Annotated in this window: 15 protein-coding genes; 14 read left to right on the plus strand and 1 reads right to left on the minus strand. The window is 55.9% G+C overall.

Annotation, left to right across the window (positions count from 1 at the left end):
* The first annotated feature begins 8 nt into the window (after positions 1 to 8).
* The 14 genes from K0H63_RS03920 to K0H63_RS03985 all read left to right on the plus strand — a co-directional run bounded on the left by K0H63_RS03920 (position 9) and on the right by K0H63_RS03985 (position 15,862).
* Complete coding sequence (locus K0H63_RS03920; protein ID WP_220066817.1) at positions 9 to 1,769, plus strand: TadA family conjugal transfer-associated ATPase; 1,761 nt, start codon at positions 9 to 11, stop codon at positions 1,767 to 1,769.
* Positions 1,762 to 2,613: a type II secretion system F family protein gene (locus K0H63_RS03925; protein ID WP_220066818.1), complete on the plus strand. Its 852-nt coding sequence runs from the start codon at positions 1,762 to 1,764 to the stop codon at positions 2,611 to 2,613. The genes K0H63_RS03920 and K0H63_RS03925 overlap by 8 nt, the downstream gene beginning before the upstream one ends.
* An 8-nt stretch (positions 2,614 to 2,621) precedes the next feature.
* A complete protein-coding gene (locus tag K0H63_RS03930) occupies positions 2,622 to 3,485 on the plus strand; it encodes a type II secretion system F family protein (protein ID WP_220066819.1) in 864 nt (287 codons plus the stop codon).
* Between the two features lies 1 nt (position 3,486).
* The gene (locus K0H63_RS03935) at positions 3,487 to 3,831 is read left to right on the plus strand and encodes a DUF192 domain-containing protein (RefSeq protein ID WP_220066820.1); all 345 of its coding nucleotides are present in this window, start codon (positions 3,487 to 3,489) and stop codon (positions 3,829 to 3,831) included.
* A complete protein-coding gene (locus tag K0H63_RS03940) occupies positions 3,819 to 4,304 on the plus strand; it encodes a tetratricopeptide repeat protein (protein ID WP_220066821.1) in 486 nt (161 codons plus the stop codon). The genes K0H63_RS03935 and K0H63_RS03940 overlap by 13 nt, the downstream gene beginning before the upstream one ends.
* Complete coding sequence (locus tag K0H63_RS03945) at positions 4,301 to 4,987, plus strand: TadE/TadG family type IV pilus assembly protein (RefSeq protein WP_220066822.1); 687 nt, start codon at positions 4,301 to 4,303, stop codon at positions 4,985 to 4,987. The genes K0H63_RS03940 and K0H63_RS03945 overlap by 4 nt, the downstream gene beginning before the upstream one ends.
* Positions 4,988 to 5,004: 17 nt before the next feature.
* Positions 5,005 to 9,168: an IPT/TIG domain-containing protein gene (locus K0H63_RS03950; RefSeq protein ID WP_220066823.1), complete on the plus strand. Its 4,164-nt coding sequence runs from the start codon at positions 5,005 to 5,007 to the stop codon at positions 9,166 to 9,168.
* A gap of 56 nt (positions 9,169 to 9,224) precedes the next feature.
* Positions 9,225 to 9,695 (plus strand): hypothetical protein, encoded by a 471-nt coding sequence (locus tag K0H63_RS03955; protein ID WP_220066824.1) that lies wholly within the window; start codon positions 9,225 to 9,227, stop codon positions 9,693 to 9,695.
* A 75-nt stretch (positions 9,696 to 9,770) separates the two neighbouring features.
* Complete coding sequence (locus tag K0H63_RS03960; protein ID WP_220066825.1) at positions 9,771 to 10,175, plus strand: hypothetical protein; 405 nt, start codon at positions 9,771 to 9,773, stop codon at positions 10,173 to 10,175.
* An 84-nt stretch (positions 10,176 to 10,259) separates the two neighbouring features.
* Positions 10,260 to 12,002 carry a hypothetical protein gene (locus K0H63_RS03965; RefSeq protein ID WP_220066826.1) on the plus strand — a complete coding sequence of 581 codons (1,743 nt, stop codon included), beginning with the start codon at positions 10,260 to 10,262 and terminating at the stop codon, positions 12,000 to 12,002.
* Between the two features lie 270 nt (positions 12,003 to 12,272).
* Positions 12,273 to 13,643 (plus strand): hypothetical protein, encoded by a 1,371-nt coding sequence (locus K0H63_RS03970; protein ID WP_220066827.1) that lies wholly within the window; start codon positions 12,273 to 12,275, stop codon positions 13,641 to 13,643.
* Positions 13,644 to 13,646: 3 nt separating this feature from the next.
* Positions 13,647 to 14,420 carry a hypothetical protein gene (locus tag K0H63_RS03975; protein ID WP_220066828.1) on the plus strand — a complete coding sequence of 258 codons (774 nt, stop codon included), beginning with the start codon at positions 13,647 to 13,649 and terminating at the stop codon, positions 14,418 to 14,420.
* Positions 14,421 to 14,439: 19 nt separating this feature from the next.
* Complete coding sequence (locus tag K0H63_RS03980) at positions 14,440 to 14,895, plus strand: hypothetical protein (protein WP_220066829.1); 456 nt, start codon at positions 14,440 to 14,442, stop codon at positions 14,893 to 14,895.
* A gap of 121 nt (positions 14,896 to 15,016) precedes the next feature.
* A complete protein-coding gene (locus K0H63_RS03985; RefSeq protein ID WP_220066830.1) occupies positions 15,017 to 15,862 on the plus strand; it encodes a bactofilin family protein in 846 nt (281 codons plus the stop codon).
* 168 nt (positions 15,863 to 16,030) lie between these two features.
* Here the strand turns inward: K0H63_RS03985 and K0H63_RS03990 are convergent, their stop codons facing one another.
* Positions 16,031 to 16,915, minus strand: a complete 885-nt coding sequence (locus K0H63_RS03990; RefSeq protein WP_220066831.1) for a universal stress protein — start codon at positions 16,913 to 16,915, stop codon at positions 16,031 to 16,033.
* Positions 16,916 to 17,010: the final 95 nt, after the last annotated feature.

Below are 17,010 nucleotides of genomic sequence, written 5' to 3' on the forward strand. Positions count from 1 at the left end.
GAGCTGCCATGTTTAACATCATCGTCAGTACGACCAAGGGAACCAAGGTCGGTGAATTCAACTGTATTCACCGTGAGTGCCATATCGGCAAGGACCCGGGGCACCTGATTGTGCTTCGGGGCATCAAGGTGGCCCGTCACCACGCTACGCTGCGCCGGGAAGATGACGGCATCTTCATCGAAGACAACCGTAGCATGACCGGCCTTAAGGTGAATGAGCAGCGGGAGAAGCTGTTCGGCCCCCTCAGGTACACGGATAAAATCCAGATTGGGGATTATTTTATTCGGGTACAGGACTCAGACAGCGGCAGCGGATTTGCCACCGAATCCGCTGCGCCGGACTCGACGCCCGCGGGCCCCGATGCCACAGAGGTACCTTCCCCTGCAGCCCCCTCAAGCGTCAGTGCGCCCTCAAGCGTCAGTGCATCCACGGGCGCCGCTGCCGCCGGAAAAGGTAAACCCCTCGACGGGCAAACGCCCGAGCGTGAGCAAATCAAGCTGCGCAACCATTGGCGCCGACAGGTGCACAGGGAACTCTTAAAGCAGTTCGATTTGCGCCGGGTCAATGTCAATGAAATGAGTGATATCGAGCTTCGTGAACAGAGCGAAGCCCTGATATTGCACATCGTTGGCCAGATGGCATTGCCCGAGACAATTTCCGCCACCGATCTTATCCGCGAGGTGCTGGATGAGACTATTGGCCTGGGTCCCCTTGAGGCCCTGATTGCCGACGCAGATGTGACCGAAATCATGGTCAACAGCCACGACCAAATCTTCTATGAAAAGTCCGGGCAGCTGTATCTGTCTGATATTTCCTTCTCAGACGATCAGGCGGTGCTGGGTGCCATCGAGCGTATCGTGGCGCCCATAGGCCGGCGTATCGATGAAGGCTCGCCCATGGTGGATGCCCGTTTGAAGGACGGGTCGCGGGTAAACGCCGTGATCCCGCCGCTGGCGCTCAAGGGCCCCTGCATCACCATCCGTAAATTTATGCAGCGCCGTCTGGGTGCCAGCGACCTGGTGGGCTTTGGCTCCATGAGCCAGCACATGGCGGACTTTTTGGAAATGGCGGTGAAGCAGAAGTGCAACGTGGTGATTTCCGGCGGTACCGGCTCGGGTAAAACCACCTTGCTCAACGTACTGTCGAATTTTATCCCGGAAGATGAGCGCATCATTACCGTGGAGGATGCGGCAGAGCTCAGGTTGTATCAGCCCAACCTGGTGTCTCTGGAGGCGCGGCCGCCCAATCAGGAAGGCAAGGGTGCCATTGAAATTCGCGATCTGGTGAAAAACTGTCTGCGGATGCGGCCCGACCGGGTGGTGATTGGTGAGTGCCGCGGCGGTGAGGCGCTGGACATGCTGCAGGCCATGAATACCGGCCACGATGGTTCTCTGACCACGGCCCACTCCAACTCGCCAAGGGACTGTATCTCGCGCCTGGAAGTGATGGTGATGATGTCGGGCATGGATCTGCCCATTCAGGCCATTCGCGAACAAATTGCCTCTGCGGTCAATATCATAGTGCAGCAATCGCGCTTCTCGGATGGTTCGAGGCGCATCACCAGTATCTGTGAAGTCACCGGGATGGAAGGCAGCACTGTGCAGCTGTCAGAAATCTTTAAGTTCCAGCAGACCGGTTTCAGCGAGCAGGGTAAGGTGCTGGGGTTTTATACCGCCACAGGTACCATTCCCGAGTTTTACGAGTCTCTGCGCCGACGGGGCGTGCGGGTTCAGTTGGATATCTTCGACAGGGATGCGCGCAATGGGTGATCTGATACTCGCCATGGTTCTGGCCTTTGTCTCAGTTACAGTGCTGGTGTGGTCTGCCAAGCATCTGGGTGAGTCGCTGGCCAAACGATACCGGGAAACCTTTACCACCTCGGCCAGTACCAACCTGGCCGACATGTTCCTGTTTATTGAGCCGGGCCAGCTGTTTTTGCTCAACGTGCTGACCCTGGTCTCAGTCCCTTTCTTCGGCCGCCTCTTTTTCGGCTCCTGGGTGGTGGGGGTTTTGCTCAGTGTCCTGCTGGCACTCCTGCCCCGTTATCTCTACCGCTACCTGCACCAAAGGCGCAGGCGCAAGTTTGTGCACCAGTTGCCGGATGCGCTCAATATGATTGCGGCGTCGATGCAGGCCGGTGCCAACGTGACCAACGCCATCGAGTTTATGGCCGAAGAAATGGATGCACCCATCAAGCAGGAGTTCCAGTTGTTTTTGCGAGAGCAGCGGCTGGGGGTGGAGTTCAACACGGCGCTGGATAACGTCTACAAACGCATCCCCGAGAGCGAGTTTCAGCTGGTTGTGGCGGGGATGCAAATCTCCCGCGATGTGGGCGGCAACCTGGCCGAGGTGCTGGTGCGGTTGTCTGAAACCCTGCGTAAAAAAATCGAGATGGAAGGCAAAATCACCTCGCTCACCTCACAGGGCAAGATGCAGGGCATAGTCATGACGCTGCTGCCGGTGGCGATTGGCTTCACCCTGTATCATATGGAGCCTGTGTCCATGGGCCGTATCCTGACCGAGCCTGTGGGCTGGGCCGTGATAGCCGTGTCATCCCTGTTGCTCTTTGGTGGTTACATGACCATCAAAAAAATCATCACTATCGATGTGTAGGAGCGGCCATGGTTAATCTGATTGTTACCTTCTATACCCTGGCGCTGATTTTTTTGCTGGTGTCCTGCTCCCGCATTTACCGGCGGGTCCCCGAGGAGCGCCGGGAGTTTATGGACCCACTCACCCCCGGGCTCAAGCTGATTTGGCCGCTGGTGAATGTGGTGGCCTTTTACTTCAGCGAAAAGCTCAGCGTGGATTATCTGGAGCGTATCGCCAAAAAGCTGCAGGTGTCCGGTTTGTCGTACCTGATGACGGCGGAGCAGTACTTTGCCATCCGCATCCTGAGCACCCTGTTTGCCATTTTTATTGTGTGGCTCGGTTGCTGGATGCTGGACGAACTGTCGGCTAATTACCTGCTGCTGGCTGCCATTGCCGGTTACTTTTTGCCCATGCTGACCCTGAACGACCTGCGCCGCACGCGCCAGGAACAAATCGTCAAGGTGCTGCCTGTGTACCTCGACTACCTGACCATGGCCATCGAGGCCGGACTCAACATGTCTGCGGCCATTGCCCAGGCGGTGGAACGCGGTCCCGATGGCCCGCTGAAAATCGAGTTTGAAAAGGTGATCCGCGATATGCGTGCCGGTATCTCCCGGGCACAGGCCTTTCGCAACATGGCCGACCGGGTACAGATAAGCGAGCTCAACAGCCTGGTCAGTGCGTTGGCACAGGCAGAGCGTACCGGGGCGAGTCTGGGTTACACCCTGCGGATCCAGGCCGATCAACGCCGGGTTGAACGTTTCCAGCGGGCCGAGAAAAAGGCAATGGAGGCGCCCATCAAACTGATGTTCCCCCTCATCATGTTTATCTTCCCGGTGACCTTTTTGATTTTGCTGTTCCCCATCCTGTCCAAATTCCTGTTTGAGATGTGACATGAAACGCGTGCACTTCACACATACGCACAGTGGTGCGGCGTTGCAGGTGTGGCTGGCCAATACCCCCTGGCTCAGGCTGAGGGGGCTGTTGGGCAGGCCACAATTGGCAGCAAACGAAGCCATGCTCATCAATCGCTGTGGCTCGGTACACACCTGTTGGATGGGCTATGCACTGGATTTGGTTTTTCTGGACAGAGAGTTACGGGTGCTGAAAACAACCGAGCAACTGCGCCCCTGGCGCAGCGCCTCCTGCGTGGGGGCATTTCAGGTAATGGAGCTGGCCCCCGGCGCTGTGGCCGCAATGCAAGTTCGTGTGGGAGATAATTTTCAATGGATAAAATGAGCAAGATGTTGGCCCCTGTGGCCCTGAGTCTGATGTTGATGGCGTGCAGTTCAACTGCCAATAAACCCGAGCACAGGGGCAATCCCCAGATTATGGCGCTGCAATCCCAGGCCGAAGCCGCCTATAAGATGGCAAAGCTGGACCAGGCCGAAAGCCAGTATCTGCAGGTGCTGCAGTCGGTACCCAACTATGCCCCCGCCTGGTTTCGTCTGGGTAACATCTATACCCGTACCGGCCGCCACGATGCGGCCATCGCCGCATACCAACGCTGTGTCGAACTGGAGCCGGATAATCAAAAGGCCTGGTACAACATGGGCCTGGTACGTATCAAGCAATCCACCGAAATACTGGAGTCCATAGAGCGCCGCGGTGACAAAGACTCCCCCGTGGGCCGGCAGATAAGCGCCCTGTTGGACGCTCTCAATCAATTACAACGGGAACCCGGCGCCGACACCCAGGTGGGTATGCAATGAAATTGCACCTGCGGCGAACTCAGCGCGGTCAGGCCATGTTCGAATTCAATCTGGTGTTGCCGCTTCTCATCCCCTTTGTGCTGCTTGGGATGATGCTGGCGGTGCAGTGGGCGTTTGTGTATGTGGCTAAAACCACGCTGGATTCGGCCACCGCCAAAGCGGTGCGAGCCGGTGCACTGGATCATGGCAGTCGCAGCGCGATGAATCGGGCGCTGGCCGAAGGCCTGGTGCCCTTGTATGTCCGTGAGACCGGATGGGCAGACGCACAACTGGCCATGGTCGAAGCGAGAGCCGCCGTGGCGCTGCAAAGCAGACTCACAGTGCTGAGCCCCACCCAGGCGGTGTTTGACCGCTTTAAGTATCGTGCCCGGGTCAACAACAACTCGGTATACGAAATCCCCAACGACAACCTCATGTATCGCAGCACGGCACAAAAGGATGTGGGTGACGGCCGTAAGCTCAATATTCAGGACGCCAATTTACTGCAGATAGAAGTGCGCTGGTGCCACAAATTGGTGGTGCCTTTTGCCAACTATATGATTGAAAAGATTATTACCTCGATAGAGTACCTGCCCGGCAATGAGCAGCTTGCCTGCAATGCCCTGGGCGCCGCCACCGGGGATGTGTATTTGGCCATGGTTTCACAGGGGATGATGCGGATGCAAACCCCCTTCAGGATGTAAGTGATAAGGGAATAACGATGAACCATAAAAAGCTCACGCTGGCGTTGATGATTGCCAGCTCCTTGGCCCTGGGCGGCTGTAACGGCGAACTCGAGCCAGGGGAAGGTGGTACACCCACCAATCCGCCTACCACGCCACCGGATTCGGGCAACCCCACTACACCGCCCACCACGCCCGGTGATGAGGACAAGGTGGGTACCTGGGAAAACAAAGATGAAGATGGCGATGGCATCCCGGATGATAAGGATGATTATCCATTCGATGCCGAGCGCAGCCTGTACCCCAGCTTCAATGAAGCAGAGCCCAACGATAACCCCGGGGTGGCTACGCCCATCAGTCTCGACGGCGGTGTGGTGGTTAAGGGGGTGATTTCCTCCGAGCTGGACAAGGGCGATCTCTATCGCTTTTCGCTGACCGAACCCAGGTCGCTCACCGCCTATTTGTACGCCCAGTCACCCCGATTCCTGCCCCAGGTGTATGTCTCCAACGAGCAGGGGCTGGTGCAGAACGATATTGTGCTGCACAAGAGTCAGAGCCCCAATGTCTACGTGGTGAATTTTCAGCTCCATGAAGCCGGTACTTACCACCTGAGTGTGATAGATGAAGCCTTCTCCGGTGAGCCCGACTTGAGCTATCAGGTCACCATGTTTGTGGATGCCGATGTTGATGCTTTCGACGACGAGAAAGAGTTGGCCCTGGGCTCCGATGTCGAAAATCAGGATTTGGATGTCGATGGCATCATTGATGGCTTGGAGTTTTCCGGCACCCTGGCTTTTATTGGCACGGATATCGATGGCGATGGCCAGCCCAACTGGCGTGATAGCGACGCCGATGGTGATGGCTTTGCCGATGCCGTTGAAGGTTTAAGCGATCTGGACCGGGATTTGAAGCCGAACTTTCTGGATCTGGATGCCGATGGCAACGGCATCGATGACGCCGTGGAAGGGGGCGACCCGGCCGATCCGCTCAATACAGACGGCGACCGCTATATCGATCATCTGGATCTGGACGATGACAACGACGGCATATTTGACGTCAATGACCTGCAGCGTCTCGTTCCGGCAAGGAGTGTGGTTTGGCAGGCTCCGGGCGATCTCTTTGTCTCAGAGCTTCGCACCCTGTTTGACGACAGCAGCATCCTCAACTTTATCCGCGCCGGTGACAGTTTCGAGTTGTGGGTAGAAGGCTATCCCACAGCGCCCGAGAGTCCGCTGCTGGTGGCCAATATCAATGGTCAGGATTTCAACCTGTTCCCGACCCAAACAGTGCGTGAAGGCCAGATTACCCGCTTACGATTCACGCTCCCCGAGGTGGCGGGAAAAGGCCGCCTGTCTGTGGTGTCGGGTACAGATAAGTCAGAGGCCTTTCCCATAGAAATCGGCGATGCCACCCTGCCTTTGCTGCTGAAAAGCAATCCGGTGGAGCTGCGCGCCGGACAGCAAATCACCCTCAGCGGTGACAATTTCGATGAAGATACCACGGTGTTCTTCAACAAGTTGGCAAGCTCTGTCAGCCTGATTGATGCCAACACCCTGAGTGTGACTGTGCCCGAGGGGGTAACCGGTGGCAGCTACTATGTCACCAACAGTTTCGGTGCCAGTAACCTGGTGACCTTTATGGTTCAGCAGACGGTTGCGGTGAAGGTATCGTCCAGCGCACCCAGGCCATTGGCGGCCATCGGCGGAATCTATCCTGAATTTGCCAATGATATCAGTGGCAGCAGCTACGACATGACCAAGGCCGGTACCCTGCCCGAAGTGGTGTTCTCTTACACCCGCAACGAGCAGGGTGAGCTTGAGTCTTACCTCAGCGCGCTCTACCGGGTGGACGACACCGAAATTGATTTCAGCTTCGAAAGCACGGCGCTGGCCAATATGGTGCTGCACTTAAGCTTTTATGCCGATGCCAGGGGCCTGAGTACCGATGCCTTTGTAGCCTTGCTGCAAACCACCGACGCCTATGCTGCCTATGTCGCCGATGCCACAGCGCAGTTGATGGCCGACAGCGATTTCTTTGCCTTTAAAGATCGCAGCGATGCCACAGTTGCCTTACTGAAGCGCTATGAGGCGGCCATCAAAGAGGAGCTTTCGGCCCGTCATCCCGCGATGGCAAAAGCCCGGGCCAGGGCCCCCGCAGCCCCCCAGGCCGCAGACAATACCCATTTGTCCCATATTGAGCCCAGCATTGTCTCGTACCCGGAAACCAATGGCACCTGGGACGCCTTTGATATGTCACTGGAGGCCACCACCTTTGCCGAGAACTCCAGTGAAATCCTCAATAACTGCGGCGCCGGTGTGGATCCCAAATGGTATGAAATCCTGAATGCCGACGGCTGTGTGGAGCTGCAAAACCGCAGCCAGCTTTACCTCAGCGCCCGGGTGTATCCGCTGGACCCTGCCACAGGCTCAATCAACATGGATGAGCAAGCCCTTAACAGCCCTCTGCAGGAGCACATCACCACCCCCTGGGATTCTGGCATGCTGGGCCCCCAAACAGGCACCTGGCTGGGCTTTTCTCTCTGGTCTGCCGACTCGCTCATCGATAAGTGCGTGTACAAAGATTGTCTGTACCAAATTATCACCCCGGGTGTGGATGGCATTTTTGGCCCCAGCCCCTTTACCCTGCAAGGTGCTGCGGACTACGACAAGCGTGCACAGGATGCCCGCAAGATGCTGGCAATCCGCACCATCATCGATAACGTGGTGATTCGCTTTTACTCGATTCTGTTCAACGCCGCCGGTGTTGATCTGAACGACAGCAAGTACAAGAAAGAAGCCACGGCGCTGGCCATCGTCAAGGCGGTTTATCAGTATCTGCCGGCAATCAGCACCGAGATTGATAAGATCATGGCCAAAGACAACCCCACCGATGCTGACTGGCTCAACCTCGCCGAAAGCCTGGGGAAAGAGATTTACAGCAAGGAAATCAAAGCCGTAATTTCAGATCCCGCCAACCTGGCTTCCTACGGGCCAATCACCATGGCGATTCTGACCGCCTGCGAAATCGACTCCACTTACTTCATCAACAAGATGATCCAAAAAGTGGCCGAGAAATTTATTCCCGGTTGGGGGCAAATCACCGCCGCTTACGAGGCCAGCCAGCTGGCTGACGCCATGATAGATATGGCGTCCACGGTAAAGGATTTGGCCGTGGTACCCACCAAGCTCGATTACGTGGTGACCTGGGGCCTGAAGGCATCGGACATTACCCCAAGAGCGATTCAGAAGACCAATGAGATCAAACGCTTCACCATTGTGGGTAGCGGCATGGCCGTGGTGAAGAGCAAGTTTGGTGATGCGAAACCCGAAGTGAAGGTATTCGATACCGGCAATGGCAACAAGGAGCTGAATACCGAGTTCAACACGGTGAATAAACAGGGCACCGAGCTGGTATTTGAGCTCAATCGCATCGACCAGATCCAGGCAGCCGTTGGGCCTCTGAGAGTAGAGGTACACCACAGGGATGATGTGTCTGAAGTGCCCTATGAAATCCTGATTGGCACCGAGCTGACCATCGCCAATATTTCCCCTGCCAGGGGCACGGCCGGTAAAGAAGTGGTTATTACGGGTATTGGTTTCAGCAAGCAGCCCATGGGGAACAAAGTCACCTTCAGTGGCGGCGGTGGCGAACGCCTGGTGGCGGCAGTGAAGTCAGCCTCAACCGATACCCTGGTGGTGATTGTGCCCAATGGTATCGTCAGCGGTTATGTCACTGTGGGTGTGGCTGAGGATCTCAGTAACGAGTATCCCTTTGCCGGTGCCAGCCAGGTGCTCATTACCTTTGGTGATAACGGCAATATCAACGACGACGTATTCAAGTTGTCGGTGAATGGCAAGGTGCTGTACGACAACAATCAGCCCAAACGCGCCGTGGGTCCGATTCCGGTGTCCCTGGAGGACGGCGAGCACACTGTCACCCTCACAGGGATCCGCGCCGATGACGGCATCGCCACCTACTACATAGAGTTTGAAGGCGATGTGACCAGCGTCAGCGGTGATGCGTTGTCGGGTCGGGACCTTTGCCCGGATACCCACAAAAATTACCGTATTCAGGTGGCAGCCAGTGGCGATACCGGTGCCTCACCAGCACTCCAGCGTGTACCTAAGGTGTTGGCATTACAGCCTGAATCTGCATCAGCTTCCGCTGAAACTGTGACAGAATGCCCGGTGAAAAGTCCCTGATAACACCGCCGGACATCCACAGGGTGTCCGGCTTTTTCACAGGAGTGACCACCCATATGAAAACAAAAACAACCCTGGTACTGACCCTGATAACCGCTTTGGCATCGTCCGCCGCTGTTGCTCAGGATGCGGAATTTCCCGTGCTGCGGGAAAACTGCAAAAAGGCGGTCGACATAGTCACCAACAAAGATCTGGCGCTGATGAAGGAACTCTTTTTGCCCCTGGATATGCCCGACAGCATGTACATGGCGCACATCGAAAAGATCCACCACTGGGCCTTTGTGAAGCCCTATACCGGCATCAACAACTTCAGCATTGATGGGGTGCGTTGGTTTGAAAACGCCCAGCAATCTGAAAACGAGACAGTACAGGGCGAAGCCGTCGACCGTGGACTTGAGGAGGTGGTATGGGTCACCTACAGCTTTGACTCCACAGACAGTCGCAGCGGCAAGTCTACCGTCCGTACCAGCCATTGTCAGTTCGGTTTGAAAGAGGGCAAATGGTACATGTACAACCTGCTCAAATAAGCCTTTATATTTTTGCAATACGTTGATTATTAATAGCAAAACTGGATTTTTACCAAAAAAAGGAAGTATCTGAAAATGAAATTGAAGTATCTCTCTCTGGTCGTCGCGTTAACGGGTCTTGCTGCCTGCTCTTCCACCGAGCCGCCACCGCGGGTTGCGCAGGACAAAAAAGTGGCCGTGGAAGGTGTTGAACTCACCTTCGGTGGCAGCTTTGATGAGCGTAAAAATCTGCTGGTGCTGAAGGTGAATGGCGATCCCATCATGCAGGGTTCTTTCCCACCCTACACCCCAACCCAGAATCTGAGCGCCAAATACAAGGATATGAATATCAAAGGAAATTGTTATTTTGGTTCAGTGCTTGGCCGTCAGGGTGGGGCATTCGGTGCCATTGCCGGTGCCATTCAATCTTCCAAAAACAGCACCGCCGATAAGTGTGAGCTGCTGGTGGACGGCAAGCAGGTAGAACAGCTGTATTTCTGATTTTGAGCCTGTGGGGGCGGTATATTGCCGCCCTTTTTTATGGATGTTTGATGGAGATGGCCGTGGGCCATACAGGATGTTTCCATGATGAAATTCAAATACGCCCGCAATGTGTTGGCATTGGCGGTAGTGGGTGCATTGGCGGGCGGCTGCGGTGGCTCAGATTCGGATACTGAGCCGCCAACGACTCCAGAATATGCCCAAAAGGTGGTGGGCTCGGTAAGCTTTAACGGCGCTGTGGCGGGCGTTTCAGTGTGTGCTGACTTAAATTTCAACGCCAGCTGTGACGGCGATGAGCCCGATGCCATCAGCGATGCCGAAGGTGCCTTTACCCTTGAGTGGCAAAGCCTGGAGGCGATGCCCGACTATCAGTTGGTGGCAGAGTTGCCGCAGTCCGCTTCGGTTGCTGTGATAGCTCCTTTGGCGATGACGCCCAAATCTGCCGCCCTTGCAGGCGCCCCAGCTAGGGCACCAGGCTCGGCCGCTGTGTCACCACCTCCCGTAACCGAGCGCTTGCTGGCACGAAAAGAGCACGGCGGCATCATCAATCCCCTTACCGATATTGAGGTCAGGCGCCTTGAGGGGGCAGATACTGCCGATGCCATTGCCATATCGGCACGGCTTAAACTGCTGTTGCCGACTATTTTCGGTGTTGATGCACAGAACCCCTATGCGGTCAGCGCCGCCGAGACCGGAACACAGGCCTTTACCGATGCGCTGGCGCTTTTAAATCATATTGAGGCGCTGATTGATGGCCAGCTGTCTGAGGTGCTTGCCGCCGAAGAAGTGCTCTTTGTCAGCCAAACCCTGTTGCAGTCTCTTGCCGGGGAAGCCGGTATGTCTTTGACGGATTGGCTCGCCACTGACCCGCTGAATTTACGCTATCGTGTCAGCGATGTGCTGAAGAATCTTGGCTATATCACCTCGCCCATCGATGAGCGCCTGATGTGGGACCAGGACTGGGCCTTACTTGCCAGGAATGAAGCTGAAGATGATGGCGAAAGCCACCTGTTCAATCTGATGACTGTGGGAGACAAGGTGTTTGCCGAGCTCAGAGCCGGCAGTATTGAATCGAGTCTGCTGGTCACTGTCAGCGACGGGGTGGTATCCCGGACGGAACTTGGCGGTGAAGCGCTGGCGTCAGAGTGCTGGAACACAGAGCTCAGTCAGTGGATAGGCCCCAATGGTGCCGACGGTTATGAAGTGCCAGAGCCCATCACCTTGGATAATCGCCTCACCCGGGTGTATGAAGGCACCTATGTGCCCGTGGTGATGACGGTGGACAAGTTCAGTGCCGGCGACTCTGAATTTCAAACCCTGATTGCAGCCCTGCCGGCGCCCCTTAAGCTAAGCAGCATCAGCTGGCCGGATACCATTTATCGCCTGCAATATCAGCAAACCGGCGATGTGCTTTGCCGCTCTGAAGGCGCCCTCAGCCACGGCTTCGATACCCCGGCGGCTGAGATAGACTCGGTGGCCATTATCGAGGCGCTGTGGCGCTACGAATTTGATGATGGCGCTTATCAACTGATTGATGAAAATCGCTTTATTATCAAGTCTGAGGTGGTGGCGGGGCAGGACATGACCTATGAATGGTCACTGCAGACGGCACAAAATGGCGCCCCAATGCTGCATATCGAGGTTGTTGAGGGATTACCGCCGGAGCTTGTGGGCCTGGATGACGGGGAATACTGGCTATTGGAGCAGGGCAGCCTCTACGAGGTGGACCTTAACCGGAGCTTTGATTCCAAGGCATTGAATTGGTTGTGGCTAAGCTATGATGCGAGCTTTTCGCCCACGCTCAGGGCTCACCTGAACGGCCTTTGATAAAGGCGATTCAGATAGTGTTGCGGGCGCCCATCTTTGGGCGCCCTGTTTTTTATCCCGGCCCTTTATTACAGGACCAGCAGATGGACGCTTTCGGTTTTCATCGAGGTGTTTAATCGGGCGTTTTACCGTGTTCTTGCTGGTGCCTTCGCACAAATTGCCACAGTCATTGGGCGCAAACTCAGGGGCTAAAAGCCTTTAAATCCTTCAATTTGCAACGTATCCTGTAAGGCTCATGGACGCACATCAGCAAATAACAGGGACGAGATTATGCTAAAGCGCGCTTTTTTTCACGCCCATATATTCCAAACACATCCCCCCCGGCAGACGCCTTCGCTCCCGGTCCTTTCTTACGCCCTGATGGGCGTTATCGCCCTGTCTGCACTGACTGCGCATCCGGCACTGGCTGCGGACAGAGACAGCCTTATCGCGGAATTTGAAGCCCAAACCAAGCCGCTCCTGCATAAGGGACGTACCAAAAGCCATGGCTGGGACGATGAGGCATTCCAAAATGGTCTGGAAAGGCACAATGGGGATGCCCGGGCGCTGCTGGGTGAAGGCTGGCCCGCGCGATTTTTAGCCGATGCAAAAGATCAGCGTGTCCTCGCTGGCCAGTACCGTGCCGCCCTGGCAAAACTTATCGGCGATATGCCGGCCAAGAGCCATTGCAAAGACCCAGCCCCTCTGGCGCGGGTGGATGAGGCCCTGGAAGAGACAGACGCATACATAGAGCGTCTAAAGGGTTATGGCGCCATTGCCGACCAGGGCGCGGCCTATCAGGCGGTGATGGACATGAGCATCAGCCACGGCCGGGTGTTATCTGTCATGGAGCTGGGGGAAACCTTCCGTACCTGTGTGCTGGCAGATGATGTGCCGGCAATGTCTCAGGGGTTATCCGGTGACAATGGCAATGCCCTTGCCATGGCCCTGATGGCGGCACTGGCCGGTGCAGATGCAGATCTGGATCCGGATACGACCCTGAATGAAGATATGACCGGCATGCACGCAAGCGAGTCGGGCGAGGGTACTTCAGCCGAAATGGACTCAATCCGGCACGACTTACAGCATGAAGACTCACAGCATGACGACTCACCGGATGATGGGGCACAGCCACGGGCGAGTATGCCCATCTCGGCAATGCAGTTTACCGACCCCGTGATAGGCGAGTGCATCAAGGCCGCCGCAAAGCGCTTTGGAGTCAGTCTTACACATGAGCTTGAACTGCTTTCCTGCCCGCTCAAGGGGGCGAGCGTGAGCCTTGATGACCTCCACTTCTTCAGTCAGCTTGGTACTCTGTCGCTGGAAGATGGCAGCGTCAATCACATCAGCATCCGCCCCCCACAGTCACTTCATTCTGTGCTGCTGAATCAGGTGCAACTGCAGAGTTTTTCAGGCTTTTCGGCGGTGAGTCTGTTCCAGCTGAGCCAGGTGTCAGTGACAGACTGGTCGACTATAGCATCGCTCAAAAATGCGACCTTGCAGCTGGAGCGCATCGACTGCGCCGGGCTTCAATCCCAGATGGATGCCGGGGCTGTGGTGATGATAACCAAGGGGCTCGCGCCTGCTTTGCAGGCAGAAAAATTTGCCCTGGCCGAACGTACGGGTACGCCCATTGCCATCACAGATTGCCCGGCAGGTTGATAAATGATGAAACAAGCTCCATCCGATGTGGTTGAACCACACACATCAGCCCATGGGCTGGATCCTCGCCAATTGGGGCGGGGCGCTCGCATGCACCTTCACAATGATGCCGAAGGTCATTGGTATTTTCGCAGCGAGCGTCAAAGCCAGCGGGTGATATACGGCGCCATTGCACTGGTGCCCATGGGGGCGTCGCTGTTTATGTCTTTGGTGCTGAAAGGCAATGAGGCTGTGATCTATGGGGTGTGTGCCGCGCTGTTGCTGCCCCTGGCACTGGTACTGCTGGGCTACCGTGAACATCTGGTGTTTGCACCCGGTAACCTGATTAGAAGACGCAGCTTTTGGGGACGTGGCGAGAAAGACATTGAGCGCTGGCCCGCAGGCTCTGTCTCCCTGGTGGCCGTGCCGCTGGTGCAGCTCGATAAGGGCTGCTGGCTGTCGGTTGAGGCAGGCAAGCGCCTGTCCCGTTACAGCATAGGTGAGGAGGCCGAAACCCTGGCGTTGGCACAGCAACTTGCTGCGCAAACCGGTGCCATGGCCATGGAGCGGATAAGCGAATATCCAAAGGCCCGGCCGATACAAGCTGCGGGTGCCTTTGATGGCGAAATGGCGCCGGATAGACACCCAGACGCAGCCTTACGGGCTGATGGCAAAGCAGATTCAAAACCCGCAGTGCAGACGGCCTTCGCCAGGGTGCGCGGCTCCTTTTGGCGTGCGTTACTGCCACTGCCGGTGTTTATCGCACTGGGAACGCTGCTGTTATGGCTGGGCTACTGATGCGGGGGCTACTGAACCGATGAAATGGGTCAAAGAGAGCGACGCCCGTGGCAGCCTGGTGCTGGGGAACCGGGTTGCGCTGGTGATTCTGGGGATTATTCCGCTTATCCCCACGCTGATATTTTCGGGCATTGGCTTTAACGGCAATGGCAGGCACATGTTGCTGTGGGCACTCACGGCCAGTTTCAGCTGGCACTGCCTGTTTGCCAACCACAGGGTGACCATCGACAAGGGGCGGGGGCTTCTCAGGCGCCGGATCAGCAGCCTCTATACCCTGCTGCAGGTGCAAGTCAAACTTGAGGATATCCAGGCCTTTGTGGTCACCCGCCGTGGCGGCGACAGGAACAAGTACCAGTTGTTGGTCCTGGGTAAACAGGGGCAACGTGAGCGACTGTTGGTGGGCTTCAACACCCAGATGATGGAGGCGGGTAAACATCTGGCCGAATTCTCCGGTAAGCCGCTGGTGGAAGATTAGTTGGTTTCCACCTCCCAAAGTGGCGTTTTATTCTTTGCCCTGACAGCAAATTCTGTTTAACATTTGCGCCACATTTTTACCTGGCAGGATATTGCCCCCGTCGAGGCTGGAGACAGAACCCATGAGCAAGGGACAAGGGATCACATTTATTGGCGCCGGTACCCGGCTTGAAGGCGAGATGATGCTGGAAAGTGCGGCCTTGGTATCGGGCCAGTTGCACGGTCGGGTGAGCTCCAAAGGCCAAATAAAGATAGAGCAGGGTGGCCTTATCGAGGGAGAACTCAGCTGTCATGAGCTGAATGTCAGCGGCACCTTCAGGGGTAAACTCAGCTGCCAAAAATTAACCATCATCGCCGGTGGCGTGGTGGAAGGTGAAGTGGCCAGTAATCAGATGGAAATCTTCGAAGGCGGCCAGTTTATTGGCAGCCGAAAGCGTGGGCCCGAGCCTGTGGAATTGCCGGCGGGCACACAGGTGAGCTTGCCAACTGAGGGTCGTAAGGGGCATTTAAAGTTGGTGCTCGGTATCGCTGCGGCGCTTGGGCTTGGGTATCTGGTTACCCAAACCGGCTTTATTCAGGGGATTAAAGATGGGTATCAGGCCGGCACTGCTGCCAGTGCGGAAATGAATGAACAGGCCGCAGCGCCTTCATTGGAACACCAGAGTCAGGCACTGATGGCGACCGCCGCTGACGACGCATCAGACTTGGGATCGGAAAACATCAATGGTCAGCCCGGTGACTACTTTGCCGAAGACACAGACGCCATGGAAGCAGGCAACGCTTTGCTGCTGGAAAATGGCTTTGATGCCGAGGGGACTGAAACCGATACGGGTGGGGCAGATGACGCTCAGCCTGCTGCGCTGGAGCCCGGTGCGCAAAGTCGCCCGCTGACCCCGGACAGCGATTCCAGTGCGCTTAACACCCAGGGGGCGTCAGACCTGCCTGCGGCACCTGCTAATCGTATGTAATTCAATAAATTAAAAAAACGCGGCATTGCCGCGTTTTTTATTGCTCTTTGCTGCCTGGTGAAGGCAACCCGTTCACCAAGCGGGCGCCTCGTCGGGCGCCTTCAAGCTTTGTGCATGTGGTTGAGACGATGGCGACATGATTTGCTATGTCGCTGTGACGAGACAGGTTTAATGGAGTTGTGGGTGTTGGGGCTTGAGTGCCAGCACATCGCATTTAAGCTGATTGAGCAGCTGCTCCGATGCCCTGCCTTTCAAGGCACTCAGCATACTGGTGTGCTCGCTGGCACCCATCACAACCAGGTTGCTGTGCCACTGACGTGCGGCTTCGGGCACCATGTCATCGGGCAATCCCGCTGCCAGATGCAGGCGTTTGTCTTCCAGAGCCAGGGGCTCGGCAGTTTGGCGCAGGCGCCGCCATTGCTCAGCAACCCAGGTGTGATGATTTAAATCCCTGTTATCAAATGACACACTCATATCGTGGGCCTGGTAACAGGTCAGCAGGTGTAGCTCCATTCGCAGCATGCGTGCCAGCTCATCTGACACATCCAACAGCTGACGGTTAAATTGACGATGGCTTTCGTCTTCATCATCCACTTCCAACGCGGTCAGCAGTTTGCCGTCGTTTTCCCAGGGGTCGTTACTGACAAAAAGCACGGGAATAGGCACCTGCTGCAACAGCTGCCAATCTTCGGTATGGCCAAATTCGCAGCGCAGGGCTGAATACTCGTGATGCTCCAGGATCAGCAAATCGTAATCACGTTGGCTGAGCTCATCGAGTACGGCGTTGGCGAGTGTTGGGGCATGACAATGTTTAAGCACCAGACGTATGTCTTTGTCTGGATAGCTGGGGTGTTTTTGGCGTTGATGGCTGATGTTTGGGGCCGTCAGTAATTGCTGTAACCACTGACTAAGCCCTGCCTGCTTTGGGAGCTGAACCCTTAACATAGTGAGATCTGCATGGCTTTGATTCGCTAAGTGAACCGCCTTTCGCAACGCAGGCTTGGCATGTAGCCCATCGTCGGTAGCGACGAGGACCCGTGAAAAATGACCCATGGTACTTTCCTCTGTGGTGGCTGGTACTAAAACTCCCTTTCAAAAAATTTTAGTGTTCAGCCGCCTGAAGGACTAAATACCCTTTTGGACTTGAA

Source organism: Shewanella zhangzhouensis (assembly GCF_019457615.1).
In the GTDB taxonomy this organism is placed as follows: domain Bacteria; phylum Pseudomonadota; class Gammaproteobacteria; order Enterobacterales; family Shewanellaceae; genus Shewanella; species Shewanella zhangzhouensis.

What these genes read in the sequence shown, in the direction of transcription:
- K0H63_RS03975 (WP_220066828.1), top strand. Translation starts at nt 13,647, where the DNA reads ATGATGAAACAAGCTCCATCCGATGTGGTTGAACCACACACATCAGCC.
- K0H63_RS03965 (WP_220066826.1), top strand. Translation starts at nt 10,260, where the DNA reads ATGATGAAATTCAAATACGCCCGCAATGTGTTGGCATTGGCGGTAGTG.
- K0H63_RS03940 (WP_220066821.1), top strand. Translation starts at nt 3,819, where the DNA reads ATGGATAAAATGAGCAAGATGTTGGCCCCTGTGGCCCTGAGTCTGATG.
- K0H63_RS03955 (WP_220066824.1), top strand. Translation starts at nt 9,225, where the DNA reads ATGAAAACAAAAACAACCCTGGTACTGACCCTGATAACCGCTTTGGCA.
- K0H63_RS03980 (WP_220066829.1), top strand. Translation starts at nt 14,440, where the DNA reads ATGAAATGGGTCAAAGAGAGCGACGCCCGTGGCAGCCTGGTGCTGGGG.
- K0H63_RS03945 (WP_220066822.1), top strand. Translation starts at nt 4,301, where the DNA reads ATGAAATTGCACCTGCGGCGAACTCAGCGCGGTCAGGCCATGTTCGAA.
- K0H63_RS03930 (WP_220066819.1), top strand. Translation starts at nt 2,622, where the DNA reads ATGGTTAATCTGATTGTTACCTTCTATACCCTGGCGCTGATTTTTTTG.
- K0H63_RS03960 (WP_220066825.1), top strand. Translation starts at nt 9,771, where the DNA reads ATGAAATTGAAGTATCTCTCTCTGGTCGTCGCGTTAACGGGTCTTGCT.
- K0H63_RS03920 (WP_220066817.1), top strand. Translation starts at nt 9, where the DNA reads ATGTTTAACATCATCGTCAGTACGACCAAGGGAACCAAGGTCGGTGAA.
- K0H63_RS03990 (WP_220066831.1), bottom strand. Translation starts at nt 16,915, where the DNA reads ATGGGTCATTTTTCACGGGTCCTCGTCGCTACCGACGATGGGCTACAT.
- K0H63_RS03985 (WP_220066830.1), top strand. Translation starts at nt 15,017, where the DNA reads ATGAGCAAGGGACAAGGGATCACATTTATTGGCGCCGGTACCCGGCTT.
- K0H63_RS03935 (WP_220066820.1), top strand. Translation starts at nt 3,487, where the DNA reads ATGAAACGCGTGCACTTCACACATACGCACAGTGGTGCGGCGTTGCAG.
- K0H63_RS03970 (WP_220066827.1), top strand. Translation starts at nt 12,273, where the DNA reads ATGCTAAAGCGCGCTTTTTTTCACGCCCATATATTCCAAACACATCCC.
- K0H63_RS03925 (WP_220066818.1), top strand. Translation starts at nt 1,762, where the DNA reads ATGGGTGATCTGATACTCGCCATGGTTCTGGCCTTTGTCTCAGTTACA.
- K0H63_RS03950 (WP_220066823.1), top strand. Translation starts at nt 5,005, where the DNA reads ATGAACCATAAAAAGCTCACGCTGGCGTTGATGATTGCCAGCTCCTTG.